Annotated in this window: 12 protein-coding genes; 4 read left to right on the forward strand and 8 right to left on the reverse strand. The window is 70.4% G+C overall.

Translation table 11 applies throughout. The annotated features are described in order from the left end of the window. Positions 1–55 precede the first annotated feature (55 nt). Complete coding sequence (gene mshC / locus AB0C25_RS19445) at positions 56–1,294, forward strand: cysteine--1-D-myo-inosityl 2-amino-2-deoxy-alpha-D-glucopyranoside ligase (RefSeq protein ID WP_357374935.1); 1,239 nt, start codon at positions 56–58, stop codon at positions 1,292–1,294. Positions 1,295–1,433: 139 nt separating this feature from the next. Here the strand turns inward: mshC and AB0C25_RS19450 are convergent, their stop codons facing one another. The 3 genes from AB0C25_RS19450 to AB0C25_RS19460 all read right to left on the reverse strand — a co-directional run bounded on the left by AB0C25_RS19450 (position 1,434) and on the right by AB0C25_RS19460 (position 4,677). Continuing rightward, positions 1,434–2,615, reverse strand: a complete 1,182-nt coding sequence (locus AB0C25_RS19450; RefSeq protein ID WP_357374937.1) for an acetylhydrolase — start codon at positions 2,613–2,615, stop codon at positions 1,434–1,436. A gap of 279 nt (positions 2,616–2,894) precedes the next feature. Next, positions 2,895–3,686, reverse strand: coding sequence for a GntR family transcriptional regulator (locus AB0C25_RS19455; protein ID WP_357375047.1), 792 nt, complete (start codon positions 3,684–3,686; stop codon positions 2,895–2,897). A gap of 121 nt (positions 3,687–3,807) precedes the next feature. Further along, positions 3,808–4,677 (reverse strand): PAC2 family protein, encoded by an 870-nt coding sequence (locus tag AB0C25_RS19460; protein WP_357254177.1) that lies wholly within the window; start codon positions 4,675–4,677, stop codon positions 3,808–3,810. Between the two features lie 262 nt (positions 4,678–4,939). Here AB0C25_RS19460 and metH point away from each other — a divergent pair, with 262 nt between their 5' ends. Beyond that, positions 4,940–8,455: a methionine synthase gene (gene metH / locus AB0C25_RS19465; RefSeq protein WP_357374939.1), complete on the forward strand. Its 3,516-nt coding sequence runs from the start codon at positions 4,940–4,942 to the stop codon at positions 8,453–8,455. A 773-nt stretch (positions 8,456–9,228) separates the two neighbouring features. Continuing rightward, the gene (locus AB0C25_RS19470; RefSeq protein WP_357374941.1) at positions 9,229–9,744 is read left to right on the forward strand and encodes a hypothetical protein; all 516 of its coding nucleotides are present in this window, start codon (positions 9,229–9,231) and stop codon (positions 9,742–9,744) included. Between the two features lie 207 nt (positions 9,745–9,951). On the opposite strand, the gene AB0C25_RS19475 is transcribed toward AB0C25_RS19470, so the two are convergent. From AB0C25_RS19475 to AB0C25_RS19485, 3 genes are all read right to left on the reverse strand, one after another. After that, positions 9,952–10,305 carry a hypothetical protein gene (locus AB0C25_RS19475; protein WP_357374943.1) on the reverse strand — a complete coding sequence of 118 codons (354 nt, stop codon included), beginning with the start codon at positions 10,303–10,305 and terminating at the stop codon, positions 9,952–9,954. A gap of 122 nt (positions 10,306–10,427) precedes the next feature. Continuing rightward, positions 10,428–10,604: a hypothetical protein gene (locus AB0C25_RS19480; protein ID WP_357374945.1), complete on the reverse strand. Its 177-nt coding sequence runs from the start codon at positions 10,602–10,604 to the stop codon at positions 10,428–10,430. Between the two features lie 130 nt (positions 10,605–10,734). After that, positions 10,735–11,571 carry a class I SAM-dependent methyltransferase gene (locus AB0C25_RS19485; protein ID WP_357374947.1) on the reverse strand — a complete coding sequence of 279 codons (837 nt, stop codon included), beginning with the start codon at positions 11,569–11,571 and terminating at the stop codon, positions 10,735–10,737. Positions 11,572–11,790: 219 nt separating this feature from the next. Here AB0C25_RS19485 and AB0C25_RS19490 point away from each other — a divergent pair, with 219 nt between their 5' ends. After that, entirely contained in the window at positions 11,791–14,280 is a 2,490-nt protein-coding gene (locus AB0C25_RS19490; protein ID WP_357374949.1) for a helix-turn-helix domain-containing protein, read from the forward strand. A gap of 61 nt (positions 14,281–14,341) precedes the next feature. Here the strand turns inward: AB0C25_RS19490 and AB0C25_RS19495 are convergent, their stop codons facing one another. After that, positions 14,342–15,856, reverse strand: a complete 1,515-nt coding sequence (locus tag AB0C25_RS19495; protein ID WP_357374951.1) for a cellulose binding domain-containing protein — start codon at positions 15,854–15,856, stop codon at positions 14,342–14,344. A gap of 131 nt (positions 15,857–15,987) precedes the next feature. After that, positions 15,988–17,364, reverse strand: a complete 1,377-nt coding sequence (locus tag AB0C25_RS19500) for a hypothetical protein (protein WP_357374953.1) — start codon at positions 17,362–17,364, stop codon at positions 15,988–15,990. Positions 17,365–17,463: the final 99 nt, after the last annotated feature.

Genomic DNA, 17,463 nt, shown 5'->3' on the forward strand with positions numbered 1-17,463 from the left:
CTTGATCACCCGTGGGGCGCTCCGGCGGCGTCGTCGGGCTGGCTAGGCTGATCCCATGGAGTCTTGGGCGGGACACGAGGTGCCACGGCTGCCGGGCAGGGGCGAGCCACTGGCGTTGTACGACTCGGCGCGGCAGGGTGTCCACCCGAGCGAGCCGGCGGACGCGGGCAGCATGTACGTCTGCGGCATCACCCCGTACGACGCCACGCACCTCGGTCACGCCGCCACCATGATCACGTTCGACCTCGTGCAGCGGATGTGGCGCGACGCCGGCCGGCCGGTGCGCTACGTGCAGAACGTCACCGACATCGACGACCCGCTGCTGGAACGCGCCGCCCGCGACGGCGAGGACTGGGTGGTCCTGGCGATGCGCGAGACGGCGCTGTTCCGCGAGGACATGGAGGCGCTGCGGATCATCCCGCCGGCGCACTACGTGGGCGCGGTCGAGTCGATCCCGGACATCGCCGAAAAGGTCGAGGTGCTGGTCAAGGACGGTGCCGCGTACCGCCTCGACGACGGCACCGGCGACGTCTACTTCGACATCTCCGCCACCGGCCGGTTCGGCTACGAGTCCAACCTGACCCGCGAGCAGATGCTGGAGATCTTCCCGGAGCGCGGCGGCGACCCCGACCGGGCCGGCAAGCGCGACCCCCTGGACCCGCTGCTGTGGCGCGGCGCCCGCGAGGGTGAGCCGTCCTGGCCGGGCGGCGACCTGGGGCCGGGCCGCCCCGGTTGGCACATCGAGTGCGCGGTGATCGCGCTCAACCTGCTCGGCGACCGGATCGACGTGCAGGGCGGCGGCAACGACCTGCTGTTCCCGCACCACGAGGCGTCCGCCGCGCACGCCGAGCGGCTCACCGGTCAGGCGCCGTTCGCCGAGCACTACGTGCACGCCGGGATGATCGGTCTGGACGGCGAGAAGATGTCCAAGTCCCGCGGCAACCTGGTCTTCGTGTCCCGGCTGCGCGCCGACAAGGTGGACCCGATGGCGATCCGGCTGGCATTGATCTCCGGGCACTACCGCAGCGACCGCACCTGGACCGACGAGCTGCTCACGGCCGCGCAGGAGCGCCTGGACCGCTGGCGGCGGGCCGCCGCCGCGCCCGCCGGGCCGTCCGGGGCCGAGCTGCTGGCCGGGGTACGCGAGCGCCTCGCCGACGACCTGGACACCCCGGGCGCCCTGGCGGCCGCCGACCGGTGGGCCGACGCGACGCTGGCCGGCGTGGCCGACGACACGGACGCCCCGGCCCTCTTCGCGAAGACGATGGACGCCCTCCTGGGCATCCGCCTCTAGCCCAGGCGCGTTGATCGACTCGGTTTTCAGGAAGTCGCGGTGTCCCGACGCGTGCGACGCACCGATTTCCAGGAAGCCGAGTCGATCAAACGCCTCACCCCAGGACTAGGTCGGGGTCGGGGCGGCGCGGACGGCCGGGCTACGCGATGAACGCCACCTCCGGGAAGGACCGGCTCGGGCCGTCCAGTAGGCGGCCGCCCCGGTGCCGCAGGTGCCTGTCGAAGAACGCCAGCGGGTACGCCTGCCCGATGCGGACCGCGCGGGTGGGGTCGAGAGTGCCGATCCAGTCGGCGAGGTCCTCGTCGCTCATGCCGATGATCCGTGCCAGTTGCGGCACGAGCCACTGGTTGTCGCCGTATGACACGTGGATCGCTCCCGCGGCCTGAACGTTGAGCCGCCATCCGCGTAGGTGGGCGAAGAATTCGGCGACGGCGGGCTCGGTGGCCCGGGTGTAATCCGCCGTCATCAGCATGAACGGCCGGTACAGATCGGTGGCGGGCAGCGGCTGCGACACCATCGGGGCGTCGAGACTCAGCCCCGCTCGGATCCGTCGGTCGGTGCCCATGGTCAGGGCCGTCGCGGTACCGCCCTTCGACCAGCCGAACATGCCGATCCGGCTCAGGTCGAGGGCGGCGCCCAGTCCGGCCGGCAGCGGCGCGTGGTCCACGTCGGGGTTGCGCCCGGCGGCGAGGTCGGCGATCTGGTCGAGGACGAACCGGACGTCGTGGGTGTAGGTCCACGGCGTGACGTCGGAGGCTTCCTCCTGGATGGTGACCCGGCCGTCGGGGAACTCGCCGACCCCGTCGTACGTGTGGTCCACCGTGACGACCACATACCCGTGGCTGACGAGTTCCTGCACCACGATCGTGGTGTCCGAACGGTGGCTGCCGGCGCCGTGCGAGTACAGCACCACCGGCAACCGATGGCCCGAGTGCCGCACCGGGGCGCCCTCGTGCCCGGCCGTCAGGGGCGCCAGCGCGGCGTCGGGTGCGAACCCGGCGGAGTCCAGCAGCATGCGCATCGACGCGGGGGTCATCCAGGGGGCACGCGGGTACCGGCGCACGTCCCGGGCGGGATACCAGACGCTGACCATCAGCTCCCGGTACCGCCCCGGGCCGGCCAGCGGATCCAGCCGCGAACGGTCGACCAGGTGCAGCGACACCGTTCCCACCCGGTACGGCCCGGTCGGCGCGGGCAGGGTGAGCCGGTCCGGCCCGGGGTTGGCCGTCGCCGCCGTGGCGCGGCCGGCACCGCTGGCGATGCCCATCGGCACGCTGATCCCGGCCGCCAGCGCGGCTCCGACGAGGCCACGGCGCGTCATCCCTCGTTGACCGACAGGCTTCACGGTTGGCATGGATCCCCCTGGGTTTGTCGACGCCGGAACCGAGCCGTCCGGCCATCGGTACAACCGCAGTATATACACCGAGTGTATAGATGCACGATGGTCGTCGCTCTCCGGCGGCGGAGCACTCCAGCCGCCGCGCCGATCACCCAAACCTCGGTCGATCATGAGGTTGGCGGGCATGTCGATCTCTGCCGGACCCGTCAACCTCATGATCGACCAGGGTGGGCGCAGGTGCGCGGGGGTGGGGCGGGACAGTCAGCCCAGGACCAGGCCGGGGTCCGGTTCCGGGTCGGGGGTCGGGCCGGGGATCTTGTACTCCTCGGTCAGGGTGGCCATCGGGCCGGGCCAGGTCGCCTGCGCCACCTCGATCGGCTTGCGGCTCGCGTCGTACGCGACGTGCAGCAGGTGCAGCACCGGGGTGTCCGGCCGGATCTGGAGGGTCTCGGCCTCCTCCCGGCTGGGCTGGCGGGCGCTGATCGTGTCGGTGGCCGAGACGTACCGCCGCCCGGTGGCTTCCTCGGCCTCCTGGTAGAGCGGGCGGCCGAACGCCTCGGTGCGCTCCAACGAGGTGCCGGCGGTGTCGCGGGGCAGGAACCAGGAGGCGCCCACCTCGACGGGGGAGTCGTCGGTGCGGACGAGGTGCCGGCGGCAGAGCAGGCTGGTGCCGTCCGCCACGCCGAATGCGTCGGCCACCTCGGCGGGGGCGGGGGCGTGCCCGACGGAGACGAGTTGTTGGCGGTATCGGGCGGCCAGGTCGGTGTGGTAGCCGCGGAAGCCGCCGTACCGGCCTCGGGAGAGCCGGTTGAGTCGGCGGCGGGTGCCCCGGACGTACGTACCGGAGCCGGGTTTGGTGATCAGGATGCCCTCGACCCGCAGTTGGTCGACGGCGCGTTGCACGGTCTGCTTGGCGACGCCGAACATCTCGGCGATGGCCGGGATGGACGGCAGCCGCTCGCCGGGCCCCCAGTCGCCGCGGCGGACCTGGGCCTTGAGCTGCGCGGCGATCTGTCGGTGCGGGAACTCGGCGGCCCCGGGGTTGATCTGCACACCCACCTCCTTGATCACATCTAGGTTCCTAGGATGCCTTAGAGGGTGTGACGGCGCCACCCCGGACACGCGAAAACGGGCCCCCGGACCACAAAGGTCCGAGGGCCCGCAGCGAGCGGTGTTACCAGGAGCCGGCGGTGGGGCCGGCCGAACCGCCCCGGCGGCGTAGGTACTTCTCGAACTCCTGAGCGATCTCGTCACCGGTCAGCGGGGTGATGCCCTCGTCGCCGACCCGTTCCTCCAGCTCGCGGACGTACTCGCCGAGCTCGGCATCCTGCTCGGCGGCGCTCCGCACCCGCTGCTCCCACTCGGCGGACTCCTCGGCCAGGTCGGCCATCGGCACGGGCAGGTCGACGACCTCCTCCACCCGGTGCAGCAGGGCGAGGGTGGCCTTGGGGCACGGCGGGTTGTTGGCGTAGTGCGGCACGTGCACCCAGAACGAGACGGCATCCACGTCGGCGCGGGTGCAGGCGTCGTGCAGCACACCGACGATCCCGGTCGGCCCGTCGTAGCGGGTGGGGGTGAGCTGGTAGCGCTCGGCGGCCTGCGCGTCGGAGGCGCTGCCGCTGATCGGCAGCGGCCGGGTGTACGGAACATCGGCCAGCAGCGCCCCGAGCAGCACCACCCGTTCCACCTCGAGGCTGTGGCAGATCTCCAGCACCTGCTCGCAGAACGTCCGCCAGCGCATGCTCGGCTCGATGCCGCGGATCAGCACGACGTCACGGTCGGTGCCCTCCGGGCTGGCCACCATGAACCGGGTCGTCGGCCACTCCACCCGGCGGGTCTCCCCGTCGGCCATGGTGATGGTGGGCCGGCTGACCTGGAAGTCGTAGAAGTCCTCCGGATCCAACTCGGCGATCTGCCGGGCGTTCCAGACCTGCTCGAGGTGCTCGACGGCGGCGGTGGACGCGTCGGCGGCGTCATTCCAGCCCTCGAACGCGGCGATGGCCACCGGGGAGCGCAGCACCGGCAGTCCGTCGAACTCGGTCACGCCGTCACCTCACCCTGCTCGTCGCGGCCGGCGCCGGGATGGCGCCCGGTCGTCAGACCGTGGGGCACGGCGGCGTCGCTGTTGTCCTTCACGTCCGTCAGCCTACGTCCCGGGCGGAGGTACGGCCTGTCGGCCGCGCCGGTCGGCCGCTTCCAGGCCCGGTCAGACAGGAACGGACCGGACAGCGTGATCCCGCTGACACAATGTGGGATCGCCCGTTGACGGTCAGTGGGCGGGGCGGGCGCCGCACTAACCTGGACGGGTGCGGACTTCGTTGATGGATGTGCTGGCCGACCGGATTCTCATCGCCGACGGGGCGATGGGCACGATGCTGCAGGCCGCGGACCTCACGCTCGACGACTTCGACGGCCTCGAAGGGTGTAACGAGATCCTCAACGTCACCCGGCCGGACGTGGTGCGTGGGGTGCACGACGCCTACCTGGCGGCCGGCGCGGACTGCGTGGAGACCAACACCTTCGGCGCCAACCTCGCCAACCTCGCCGAGTACGACATCCCGCAGCGCATCCGGGAGCTGTCCGAGGCGGGCGCCCGGATCGCGCGGGAGGCCGCCGACGCGGCCAGCACCCCGCAGCGGCCCCGGTTCGTGCTCGGCTCGATCGGGCCGGGCACCAAGCTCCCCACCCTCGGCCACGCCCCCTACGCGACCCTGCGCGACGCGTACCAGGAGAACGCCGCCGGTCTGATCGTCGGTGGCGCGGACGCGCTGATCATCGAGACCTGCCAGGACCTGCTCCAGGTCAAGGCCGCCGTGGTCGGGTCCAAGCGGGCGATGGCCGAGCTGGGCCAGTCGGTGCCGATCATCTGTCACGTGGCCGTGGAGACCACCGGCACGATGCTTGTCGGCAGTGAGATCGGTGCGGCCCTGGCGGCGATCGAGCCGCTCGGCGTGGACCTGATCGGGCTCAACTGCTCGACCGGCCCGGCCGAGATGAGCGAGCACCTGCGCTACCTGTCGCAGCACTCCCGCATCCCGCTGTCGGTGATGCCGAACGCCGGCCTGCCGGTGCTGACCGCCGACGGGGCGTACTTCCCGTTGACTCCCGTGGAGTTGGCCGAGGCCCTGGAGCGGTTCATCAACGAGTACGGCGTGGGGCTGATCGGCGGCTGCTGCGGCACCACCCCGGAGCACATCCGGGTGCTGTCGGAGCGGTTGCACGGCGTCACCGCCCCGTCCCGGGAGCCCCGGCACGAGGCGGGCGTCTCGTCGGTGTACCACCCGGTGCCGTTCGCCCAGGACGCGTCGGTGCTGATGGTGGGGGAGCGGACCAACGCCAACGGCTCGAAGGCGTTCCGGGAGGCGATGCTCGCCGGCGACTGGCGTGCCTGCGTGGAGATCGCCCGCAGTCAGGCCCGCGACGGCTCACACCTGCTCGACCTGTGCGTGGACTACGTCGGCCGCGACGGCACGCAGGACATGCGGGAGTTGGCCGGCCGGTTCGCCACGGCCTCCACGCTGCCGATCATGTTGGACTCCACCGAGCCGGCGGTGATCGAGGCCGGGCTGGAGATGCTCGGCGGCCGGTGTGTGGTCAACTCGGTGAACTTCGAGGACGGCGACGGCCCGGAGTCCCGCTATGGGCGGGTGATGCCGGTGATCCGGGAGCACGGCGCCGCCGTGGTGGTGATGTGCATCGACGAGGAGGGGCAGGCGCGCACCTCGGCGGACAAGGTCCGCATCGCCTCGCGCACCATCGACGACCTGACCGGCCGGTGGGGGATGGACCTGTCCGACATCCTGATCGACACGCTGACCTTCCCGATCGCCACCGGGCAGGAGGAGACCCGCCGCGACGGGCTGGAGACCATCGAGGCGATCCGGGAGATCGCCAGGCGTTACGACGGGATCAACTTCACCCTCGGCATCTCGAACATCTCGTTCGGGCTCAACCCGGCGGCCCGGCAGGTGCTCAACTCGGTGTTCCTGCACGAGTGCGTGCAGGCCGGTCTGACGTCGGCGATCGTGCACGCCAGCAAGATCCTGCCGATGTCGAAGATCCCCGACGAGCAGCGCGAGGTTGCCCTGGACATGGTCTACGACCGGCGCCGCGAGGGGTACGACCCGTTGCAGCGCTTCCTGGAGCTGTTCGAGGGCGTCGACGTGACGAGTGCCCGGGCCAGCCGGGCGCAGGAGTTGGCGGCGCTGCCGTTGGACGAGCGGCTCAAGCGGCGGATCATCGACGGTGAGCGCAACGGCCTGGAGGCCGATCTGGACGAGGCGATGGCCGGCGGCCGGTCTCCACTGTCGATCATCAACGACATCCTGCTGGACGGCATGAAGGTGGTCGGTGAGCTGTTCGGCTCCGGCCAGATGCAACTGCCGTTCGTGCTCCAGTCCGCCGAGGTGATGAAGACCGCGGTGGCGTACCTGGAGCCGCACATGGAGACCATCGAGGACGGCGGCAAGGGTCGCATCGTGCTCGCCACCGTGCGCGGCGACGTGCACGACATCGGCAAGAACCTGGTCGACATCATCCTGTCCAACAACGGCTACGAGGTCGTCAACATCGGCATCAAGCAGCCGATCAACGCCATCCTGGACGCCGCCGAGCAGCACCGCGCCGACGCGATCGGCATGTCCGGGCTGCTGGTCAAGAGCACCGTCATCATGAAGGAAAACCTGGCTGAGATGGCCACGCGCGGGGTCGCGGAGCGCTGGCCCGTCCTGCTGGGCGGGGCCGCGCTGACCCGCGCGTACGTCGAGGACGACCTGCGGGCGATGTTCCCCGGCCAGGTGCACTACGCGCGGGACGCCTTCGAGGGGCTGTCCCTGATGGACAAGGTGATGACCGCCAAGCGCGGCGGAGCCCCGGTGATCGACCCGGAGCGGGAGGCGGCCCTCGCGGCCCGGCGGGCCCGCCGGGAACGGCAACGGTCCATGGTGACCGAGTCCCTGCCCGAGCTGCACGACTCCTCGACCCGCTCCAACGTGGCCACGGACGTGGTCGTGCCCACCCCGCCGTTCTTCGGCACGCGGGTGGTCAAGGGCGTGCCGATGGCCGAGTACGCGGCGCTGCTCGACGAGCGGGCCACCTTCCGCGGGCAGTGGGGGTTGAACGGCGCCCGTGGCGGCAACGGTCCGTCCTACGAGGAACTGGTGGAGACCGAGGGTCGGCCGCGCCTGCGGTACTGGCTGGACCGGCTGATCGCCGACCAGGTCCTCGAGGCAGCCGTGGTGTACGGCTACTTTCCCGCGTACTCCGAGGGCAATGACCTGGTGGTGCTCGACGAGAACGGGCACGCGGAGCGCGCCCGCTTCTCGTTCCCCCGCCAGCGCCAGGAGCGTCGGCTCTGCCTGGCGGACTTCTTCAAGCCCAAGGGCGACCAGCTCGACGTGGTCGCGCTGCAACTGGTCACCGTGGGTCAGCCGGTCAGCGAGTACGCGGCGAAGCTGTTCGCCCGCAACGAGTACCGCGACTACCTGGAGGTGCACGGGCTGTCCGTGCAGCTCACCGAGGCGCTGGCCGAGTACTGGCACCGGCGCATCCGGGCCGAGTTGACGCTGCCCGACGGCCGTCCGCTGACCACCGACGACCCGATGGACCTGGCGGGGATCCTGCGCAACGACTACCGGGGCTGCCGGTACGCGTTCGGCTACCCGGCCTGCCCCGATCTGGAGGACCGGGCGAAGATCGTGGACCTGCTCGGGTCGGAGCGGATCGGCGTGGAGTTGTCCGAGGAGTTCCAGTTGATGCCGGAGCAGGCCACCGACGCGATCGTGGTCCACCACCCGGAGGCCAGCTACTTCAACGCCAAGTAACGGGCGCAGGTGCCCTGACCTGCGCCTGATCATCGTCCGGAAGGCCGCTGAACCATGTTCATGCCGTCTCCAGGCCGTCAACGGCTTCCCGGCCGTCAGTAGCGGCCTGGTCCTCGCCAAACGCGGTGTCGATGGCGCGGCGCGTGGGGTCGTGGTTACTGCGCCTCCGGCGGGGGCGCTCGGGCTCCGAGATGGCTGCAAACCCGTCGGCGCGTTGCGCTCCGTGGGTGGTTACGGTAAGCCATCCCGCCTGCCATCGACCCGGGCAAGCCGAGCAGACCACCGCCCGACCCGCCAGCGTCCGACCGTGCGTCAAGGGCCGTCTTGACGTGGCGGGCCGGGCGGCGGCCCGCTCTCCAGACGGGATGTGATGTCACGACGTACCTAGTTGAGCAAGGCTTCGTGATAGAGAAGTCGGGTGAGCCAGTGCTGACCAAGGCGATGGTCACGGATGCCGGCCGCGCTGCACTTGAAGCAGGACGTCCCCTTGCGACTGAGTCATGATGAGTGGCTCGGTCGGCATGCCCGATGCCTGCCCGACGTAGCGGTCAATGGCAGCCCGGTAGGCCGGCTGACAGCGGCCGGTCGCGGCTTTACCTCCCGGGAAAGGACCATCCCGCTGTGGGCCAGTCCCGACGGCTGGAAGGCTGTACCGTCCGACCGTGCAAAGCCCTGCGCCGAGGACCCCTACCGGGCCGTCACTGGCTGCTGCCTTCCCGGCCCACCTTCAGCGGGACGTGCAGACCGTCTTGAAGCTCCTACCGTCGGCACCCTTGGAGCCGGCCCTGCCGTTCGGTGTAACCGTCGATGAGCAGCCACTGGTCATCCCGTACCGCATCTACCAAGCCGAACCCCCAGCCGGTGCGGAGGCCAGTCTGCCGCCGACTCAGTTCGCGATTCTCAACTGCCTCTATACGCGTCACCACGACGGTCGAGTACGGCAGCGACGGCTTGAGCACGTTCTGAGGCTGAACGAGCCGTGGGTGGTCCCATTCGTGGTCCGGCTGGTCGGGGAGTACGTCCTAGAGATCCTGCTCGACGTCCGCCGTGAACTCGTCGAGCTCGACGACCCCACGACCCCGCAGCACGCTGTCTATGGACAGGTTCTCGCCGCGAACCCGGCCTTCCTCGCCGTCACGCGTGAGCGAGTGGCGAGCTACTGGGCCTGCTACTACCGGCATTTGTACTCCGACCCGCGTTACTACCCGGGCTTCACGCTCATCGAGTCCATGCGAGCCGCAGCAAGGCACTACAGCGCCCCCACCAGGTCACGACATTCTCGTATCTAGATGATGGGCAAAGCGCCGTCGTAGTCCATCCCGACGTCGCCCGGGCGAGTCCCAAGATCAGGCCGTATCCAGGCCGTCAGAGGTGAACCAAGAGCAACGAACGTTGACCACCGATGACCAATGAACGAGCAGCTCAGACGGCATCTTTTCCGTGTTGATCGACTATGCCTTACCTTTGATCAATACAACGCCAAGTGCCGGCATGACCTAGTCGTCCTCGACGATAGGCTCGGCCCAAGCCGCGTGGCCGAACTCCCAGGTCTGCGTGACGCCGTTTGATTCGCCCATGCGCAGGTTGACGGCCGCATCGACCAGGTGCTGCCCTGCCGGCACGATGGTGACGTGCTGCCGGACGCGCTTCGCGTGGCGGATGCGATACTTCAGACCTTCGATGTGTACGACTGCGCACTGGTCACCTGGCTCGTCTACCGAGGTTGACTCCACCGTCACGGACCAGCCTTCCTTGGTGGCTTTGTAGAGCCACACCTCCAAGGCGCGCTGCTTGCCGTCGCTCTCTGACACCCCGGCGATGATCAAAACTGGGTCGGTTCGGTTATCCATGTGTGTCCTCTGCCGACGGGCTGAGAGTGCACCTTAACGGGTTCGTGGTGGTGCGGACCTTGAACCGGGCGACCGCCTTCGGAGTGGTGCCGGGGATCTCGGTAAGGACCTGGGCGCCGTCATCAAGGTGTCACGGGCGCCTGACTGAGCCCGTAGAGCTCGTTGAGGTCGAGCAGGTGGTGGCCGAGCACTGCGGCTGTTCGGAGGTCGAGCACGAGCGCCATGTACACGTTCGGGGTTCCGGACGCGATGAGGACATGCTGGTAGATGCCGTCGGGCATTTGCCAGACGTTCGTCACCTCCTCCCGGCTGAAGTCGTGGTCGGCGAAGTGGTCATGGAGGATGGCGTCGTAGTAGGGCCAGAAGTCGAAGGGAGGCGGCTCATCGACGTCGACTGGTGTTGGCGGTGTCCCAATCGTGGCGGGGAACTCATCTGCCGTCAGTGCGGCGGGTAGGCGTCCTGGCAGCTGCTAGGGCAGCCATGTGCGCGTCGAGGCGCTCGCACTCGTCGTCGGTCAGCGCGGCGGCGATGGCTTCGCCATACGTCGGGACCAGGGGGTTGGGGGCGACCCGCTTGAGCGCGTCCCAGTCGCTGATCGGCTCGGCGGGTACGTCGAGCCGGGCGCGGTAGTCCAGCTCCACCGCCTCGAAGCCCGAAGTCTCTGCCCAGGTCATGAGGTCGCGCTCGTCGAAGTCGACCATCGGCTGTACGCGTCCCCGGTACAGGTTGTTGACCTTGGCGACCAGTTCGTCGACGGGGGAGCCGCCCAAGCCGAACAATTCGTCGGGGCGGTGTTGCAGCTGGAAGCGGTTGATGGGCTCGAAGAGGGAGAGCCTTCCGCCTGGCCGCAGCACTCGGAAGAACTCCGCGAACGCGGTGGCTTTGCGGTCGGAGTAGATGAGTACTGACCGGGTGGTGACGACGTCGACGGAGGCATCCGCCACGCCGGTAAGGTCCTCGGCCGGCGACTCTACGAAGCTGCACCGCTCATCGCCGTCGGCGATCCGCCGGCACTGGTCGAGCAGGTCCTGCGACACGTCGCTGAAGATGACGCGGCCGTCCGGGCCGAGACGGTCGAGCGCACCAAACCCAATCAGTCCGGTTCCGCATCCGACGTCGAGGAGGACGTCATCGGGTTTCAGATCGGCTCGGTCGAGGACGCCGTCGCGGAACCACGCCAGGTCTGTGGCGTGCCGGGCGCGCAGGGTAGGGCTGCCGCCGTCTCGGCGCGTCAACAACCACTGTGCCCACCTGTCGGTCGTCATCGGGTCACGATAGTGCCGGCCCGAGCACCGCACTGGCCCTGACCCGCACCTGAGGTCGCCGGACAGGCCGCCGGCCGATCGCACCCTGGATTCCGGTGACTTGTCGAGGATTAGTCATGGCGATACTCACACTCTGTGCACAGTGGTCGGTAACTCGTCACGCACGTGCAAGCATCAACGCACGTTACGTAACTGTGGGCGTTGGGTGGTTGGGGGATCATGCCCAAGAGTCAGGTGCGACGTGACCAGTTCGGGGGCCTCCTCAAAACCCTCCGCTTGGAGCGGCGGCTGACCCAGGAGGAGCTTGCCGAGGCGGCCGGTTCCAGTGTCCGCGGCATCCGGGAGATGGAGCGCGGCCGGGTGCGCAGCCCGCAACGACGGACGGTGGTGCTGCTCGCCGATGCCCTGCGGCTGGCCGGGGCGGACCGCGACCGTTTCGTCGCCCTGGCCCGGGTCGAGCGGCAGCCCCACGACCGAGCGGCGGTGCCGGACGACCGAGCGGTGGTGCCGGACGATCGCGTCGCGGTGCCGGGCGACCGCGCGGAGGTGCCGCACGATCGCTCGCCGGTGCCGCACGACCGGCCGGCGGTGGTCGTACCCGGGGAACTGCCCGCCGCCGTTCCGGACCTGGCCGGCCGGGCCGAGATCCTGGAACGGCTTTCGGCGTTGGCCGCCGACGTCAGCGCGGAGCGGCCGGACACCGCCTCGGTGGTGGTGCTGCACGGGCCGCCGGGGATCGGCAAGACCAGCCTCGCCGTCGCCGCTGGACATCGACTCAGCCCGGCCTTCGCCGGCGGACAGCTCTTCGTCGACCTGCAGGGCGCCTCGCCGGACGGCCCGGTCGACCCGGCCGAGGCGCTGGCCGGACTGCTGCGGTCGCTCGGGGTGCCGGACAGCCGGGTGCCGGTGTCGCCGGCCGAGCGGGGTGGACTGTTCCGCACCCTCACCCGGGACCGGCAGCTGCTGGTGGTCCTGGACAACGCCGCGAGCGAGGCGCAGGTACGCCCGCTGCTGCCGGCCGGGCGGGGATGCCTCGCGCTGGTCACCTGCCGGCGTCCACTGACGGGTCTTGCCGGTGCGGTCCGCCTGCCGCTCGACCTGCTCGCCCCGGCAGCCGGTCGACTGTTGCTCGCGGCGATCGTCGGTGCCGACCGGATCGCCGCCGAGCCGGCCGCGGCCGACCAGGTCGTCAAACTCTGCGGCCGGCTGCCGCTGGCCGTCCGGATCGCCGGCAACCGCCTCGCCAGCCGACCACAATGGTCGGTCGGTTGGCTGGTGGACCTGCTCCACGACCAGCGTCGACGGCTGACCGTGCTGACCGCTGGAGACCTCGGGGTCCGATCCGCGTTCGAGGTCTCCTACCGGCAACTGGACCCGATGGCCGCGCGGGTGTTCCGGCGGGCCTCGCTGATTCCCGGCACCGACTTCGAACCCGCGCTGGTCGCCGCCGTGACCGGCACCGACGAGGAGACCGCGGCGGCGGCGCTGGAGGAGTTGGTCGAGGCCGGTGTTCTCCTGAGCATGGGGGACCGGTACCAGTTCCACGACCTGGTCCGGCTCTACGCCCAGGAACGCCTCGACGCCGAGGAACCACAGGCCTGCCGGACGTCTGCGCACGATCAGATGGTCGGCTGGCTGCTGCGGCGTACCCGGCAGGCGGGCTTGATGTTCGAACCGGTCGCCTGTCGGGCCGAGTCCCCGTTCGACGACGATCGAGCGGCGGCGTACTGGTTGGATCGGGAGTCCGGCAACTGGCTGGCGGCGTTGCGCGACGCGGCCCGGCGCGGTCGGCACGCCGACGTGGTCGCGGTCACCAGGGCTCTGCACTGGTACTCGGACGCCAACAGCCACCGGCACTCCTGGGATGAGATCTTCTCGCTGGGAGTGGCCGCGGCCCGGGCCGCCGGCAGCCCCCGCGACGAGGCCGTCCTGCTGAACTTCCTGGGCTGGGCCCGGTACTTCTGTCGGGACCGCAACACCGACGGGCTGGACGCCCTGTCCCGGGCGCTGGAACTGGCCCGGCGGATCGGGGACCGGCGGGAGGAGGCGTGGGCGCTGACCTACACCGCCGCGATCTTCATTCGGATCGGCCGCGGCGGGTGGGCCGTCGACCACTGCCGCCGGGCCGTGGGCCTGTTCCGCGAGATCGGGTACGCCCTCGGCGAGCACAGCGCGGCGAGCGCGCTGGGCGGAGCGCTGGCCGCGCTCGGCCGGTTCGCCGAGGCGGCCGAGTTGCACCGCGACGTGTTGGCGTTCTACGTCCAGGGCAACGGTCTCAGCCCTACCGGCGCGGCGGTGGCCCGGGCCGGCGCGATGATGAGTCTGGGCGCGGATCTGGCCGGAATGGGCCGTTGGCGCAGCGCCGCCGACGAGTACGCCCGCGCCCGGCGGGTGTTCAACAGGTGCGGCGCGACGTTCAGCGAGGCCATCGCCATCCATCGCTACGGGCTCGCGCTTCAGGCGTTGGGCGAGGTCGACGCGGCGGCCGTGGCGCTGCGGGCGGCGCTGGCCCTGTATGCCGCGCTGTGCTGTCCGTGGTGGGAGGCGCAGACCCTGTCCGCGCTCGCGGCGCTGGCCGGCTCGGCGCCGGGCCGGGCCGCCGACGCCCGCCTGCTGCGCCAGCGCGCACTCGACCGGTGCGGCGAACTGGACGCCCCGGAGGTGCGGACCCTGCGCGCCACCCTGCGACGGGAACTGGCCGAGTCCTGATCCCGGACACGGACCGGGCCCCGCCGACGATGCGGCGGGGCCCGGTGTGCGCGGACAGGGGTCAGTTGCAGGTGGTGCCGTTGAGGGTGAACGGCACCGGGGTGGCGGGGGAGCCGTTCGCGGTGAAGCCGAAGTTGACGGCGCCGCCGGTCGGGATGCTGGCGTTGTGGTTCTCGTTGGTGACGGTCACCGCCGCGCCGGTCTGCTGGAAGTTGCCGTTCCAGTGGCCCTGGACGAGCTGTCCATTCGGGAAGGCGAAGCCGAGCGACCAGCCGTTGGTGGCCGGGCCGTCGTTGTAGACGGTGACGCTGGCGCTGTAGCCGGTGCCCCACGAGTTGGTGACGACGAAGGAGACCCGGCACGTGCTGGCGATCGGTGTCGCCGGCACGATGTTGCCGTAGTCGTCACGAGCGGTGGCGAAGTCCTGGAAGCCGAAGCCCCGACCGGCCGATCGGGTGGTGGTGCCGGCGGCGAGCACGCTGCCGTTGGCGTTGACGGCGTAGACCGGGCCGCCACTGTCGCCGCCCCGCGCGGCCTCCTGGCCGTCGAGTTGGGTGGCCTCGACGAGGTCCTCGATGTCGTCGTAGTGGAAGTCGACCCGCAGGTTGCAGACCGGACCGCCGATCGCACCCGCGGAGGTGTAGCCGGACTGGCACAGCAGCTGGCCGGGGAAGACCTCGGTCCAACCGACCACCTGGGCGCGGACCTCGTCCTGCTGGCCGCCGACGTAGAGGTGGTTGCCGGGCGTCGACGTCGAAATGATCATCGTGTCGTGGTTGTCGTTGCTGTCGACCGCGTAGCCGACCAGGGTGCCGGCGCCGGTGGTGGTGTTCCAGCCGACGTGCCAGGGTGAGCCGATGGCTCCGCAGTGTTCGGCGGTGAGGATGTAACCGGCGTTGGTGTCCGCGTTGCGTACGCCGAAGCCCGCGGTGCACCCGGGTGTGGTGAACCCGATGCCGGCCCCGCCGTCGAACGGCGCGGCGTCGTTGGCCCGGGACCGTTCGACCATCCGGTCGCGTTCGACGATGCTGGTCCGGACGCCGGTGGCCGGCAGCTTCGGCAGCTTGGCGCCCGGGGTGTGGTCAACGGCGATCTCGATGCCGGTGCCGTCGGTGCGCAGCCGGACCGAGTGGCTGGCGTCCGTCGGGTCGCCCTCCACCACCGGGGTGAGTCTGGCGGCCGCCTTGCGCAGGTCGGCGCGGGAGTAGCTGGCGTTGACCACCTCGACCGGTGCGGTGCGGCGGGCGGCGGTGACGGCTGCGGCGATGTCGGCGGGCGGCGCGCCCTTCCACCACACGGTGACGTGGTCGCCGACCAGGCCGATGCCCGCATAGCCGCGTGCCGGCCCGCGTTCCACAGCGGTGCGGATGACATTGGCCGCGTCGACGAGGGGGGCCTGAGCGACCATCTCGTCCAGGGTCTGTGCCGGGATGATGTCCAGGAGGGACGTGGCGGCCCCGGCGGCCGCCGGCTGGCCGGGCTCCGCGTACACGGAGGTGGGACCGGTGAGCGACGTCGCGCCGATCAGTGCCCCGACGACCACCGTACGGGTGATCACTTTCCGAAGTGATGTCATGCCGCTGAGTCAAGCAACGTCCGCTGCCGGTAGACAGGCAGGACGCCCGGCAGGAGTCAACATGCCGGCGGTCCTGCCGGGCAGTCGTCCATGGTCTGCCTCCCACAGGCGCAGACTGTCACGCGGTTCGTCTACGAGCGGTTGAAGGTACGCGTCAGGGCTCCGGCCACTGCGGTGAACAGGATCCAGCCCATCGCCGTCAGGACGTACGCCAGCCATTGCGCCCGCCCGCCGATGCCGAACGCGCGTTCCTGCCCGAAGTTGACGATTGGGATCAGCAGGTCCAGGGTGTAGACGAGTGGGTTGAAAGCCGTGCCGCCTGCCCCACTCGCCGGCGGGTTCAGGCTGAAAATGGTGGTACCGAGCGCGGTGAGCACCAGCAGCCACAGCGCCGCCCACGTCGGGCGGTAGCCGTATCCGACCAATCCGTCCTGCAGCAGGCCCCACGCCGCGCCTGCCGGGGACAGTTGCCGCCGGCGGCGTCGCTGCCTGACCAGCAGTACGGTGCGCGCGTCGGCCTCGTGCCCGATCTGCCGAAGGAACCTGGCCAGGTGTTCGTACGGCTGCGGCCGGTATCCGGCCGGATCCCGGTCCAGCCAGTTCAGCCGTTCTCCAGTGGTGCCGACCGGTTCCAGCGCGGTGTACGTGGCGCCGTCCAGCAGTAGCTGGGCTGGCCAGCGGTCCGGATCGTCGCGGAGCACGTCGACTCGGGCGTGCCGTAGGTCTACCGCGCCGTCGATGCGCTCAGGCAGCAGGGACAACTGCCCGGCCCGCAGGCCCCACGCGCCGAGGGCCACGCCACCGGGGTTCAACAGGACCGCGTCGGTCAGGTTGATTTCTCCCGACACCTCGGCACGGCGCAGCCGAAGTTCGCCGTCGACCCGCAGCCCTTGGTGGCCGTGCATCGTGCCCCCGACGCGCATGCCGGCCAGTTCAACATTGCCGGTGGCGGCCGTGCCCTGCAGATAGAGATGCCGGCCCACGTGGACCGCGTCGCCGAACACTGCGGCCGTCCGGTCGCCGAAGAGTTCCTCCGGACGCCGGTCGGCGGCCAGTCGAGCCCAGTCGAGGTCCAGGTCACCGCTGACGTGCAGGCCGTAGACGACGAGCGCGCCGGTGAAGGTGCATTTCACGAAGCTGAGGGTGCCCTGGACAGTCGCCGCGAACGCGTCGAGACCCGGCAGTGTGCTGCCCTCGAAGGACACGCCGCGGAGGCGCGCGAATGACAGCAACGGCACCGCATCGAATGTGCAGCCGATGAGGTCGACCGCAGGCTCGATCTCGGCTTGGGCGAGATCGAGGCAGCCAACGACGTCGGCGCCACACAGGTGCAGCGCCGCGCGGTGGCCTGGTTCGGCTTCACGAGCGCCGAGGAGCAGAGACCGGATCACCGTGGCGCGTACCGTGCGAGGAGTGTCACCGGTCAGCACTACCCGCGTGCCACGCGGAAAGGCGTCCCACAGTCGCTGCTCCGTCGGCGACAACGCGCCGAGTTCTGGGGGGATCACTCCCGGAACCCTTCCGTGCGGGCATGGCTCAGGCAAGAGCGACCGACGAAAGTGTGGATAGCCGCGCCTCCTGTACGACGGCGGGTCGCGGACCCTGAC

It is taken from the genome of Micromonospora sp. NPDC048839 (assembly GCF_040649915.1).
In the GTDB taxonomy this organism is placed as follows: Bacteria; Actinomycetota; Actinomycetes; order Mycobacteriales; family Micromonosporaceae; genus Micromonospora.

Coding starts and splice junctions, on each gene's coding strand:
- mshC (WP_357374935.1), top strand. CDS start 56: ATGGAGTCTTGGGCGGGACACGAGGTGCCACGGCTGCCGGGCAGGGGC.
- AB0C25_RS19450 (WP_357374937.1), bottom strand. CDS start 2,615: ATGACGCGCCGTGGCCTCGTCGGAGCCGCGCTGGCGGCCGGGATCAGC.
- AB0C25_RS19475 (WP_357374943.1), bottom strand. CDS start 10,305: ATGGATAACCGAACCGACCCAGTTTTGATCATCGCCGGGGTGTCAGAG.
- AB0C25_RS19485 (WP_357374947.1), bottom strand. CDS start 11,571: ATGACGACCGACAGGTGGGCACAGTGGTTGTTGACGCGCCGAGACGGC.
- AB0C25_RS19490 (WP_357374949.1), top strand. CDS start 11,791: ATGCCCAAGAGTCAGGTGCGACGTGACCAGTTCGGGGGCCTCCTCAAA.
- AB0C25_RS19495 (WP_357374951.1), bottom strand. CDS start 15,856: ATGACATCACTTCGGAAAGTGATCACCCGTACGGTGGTCGTCGGGGCA.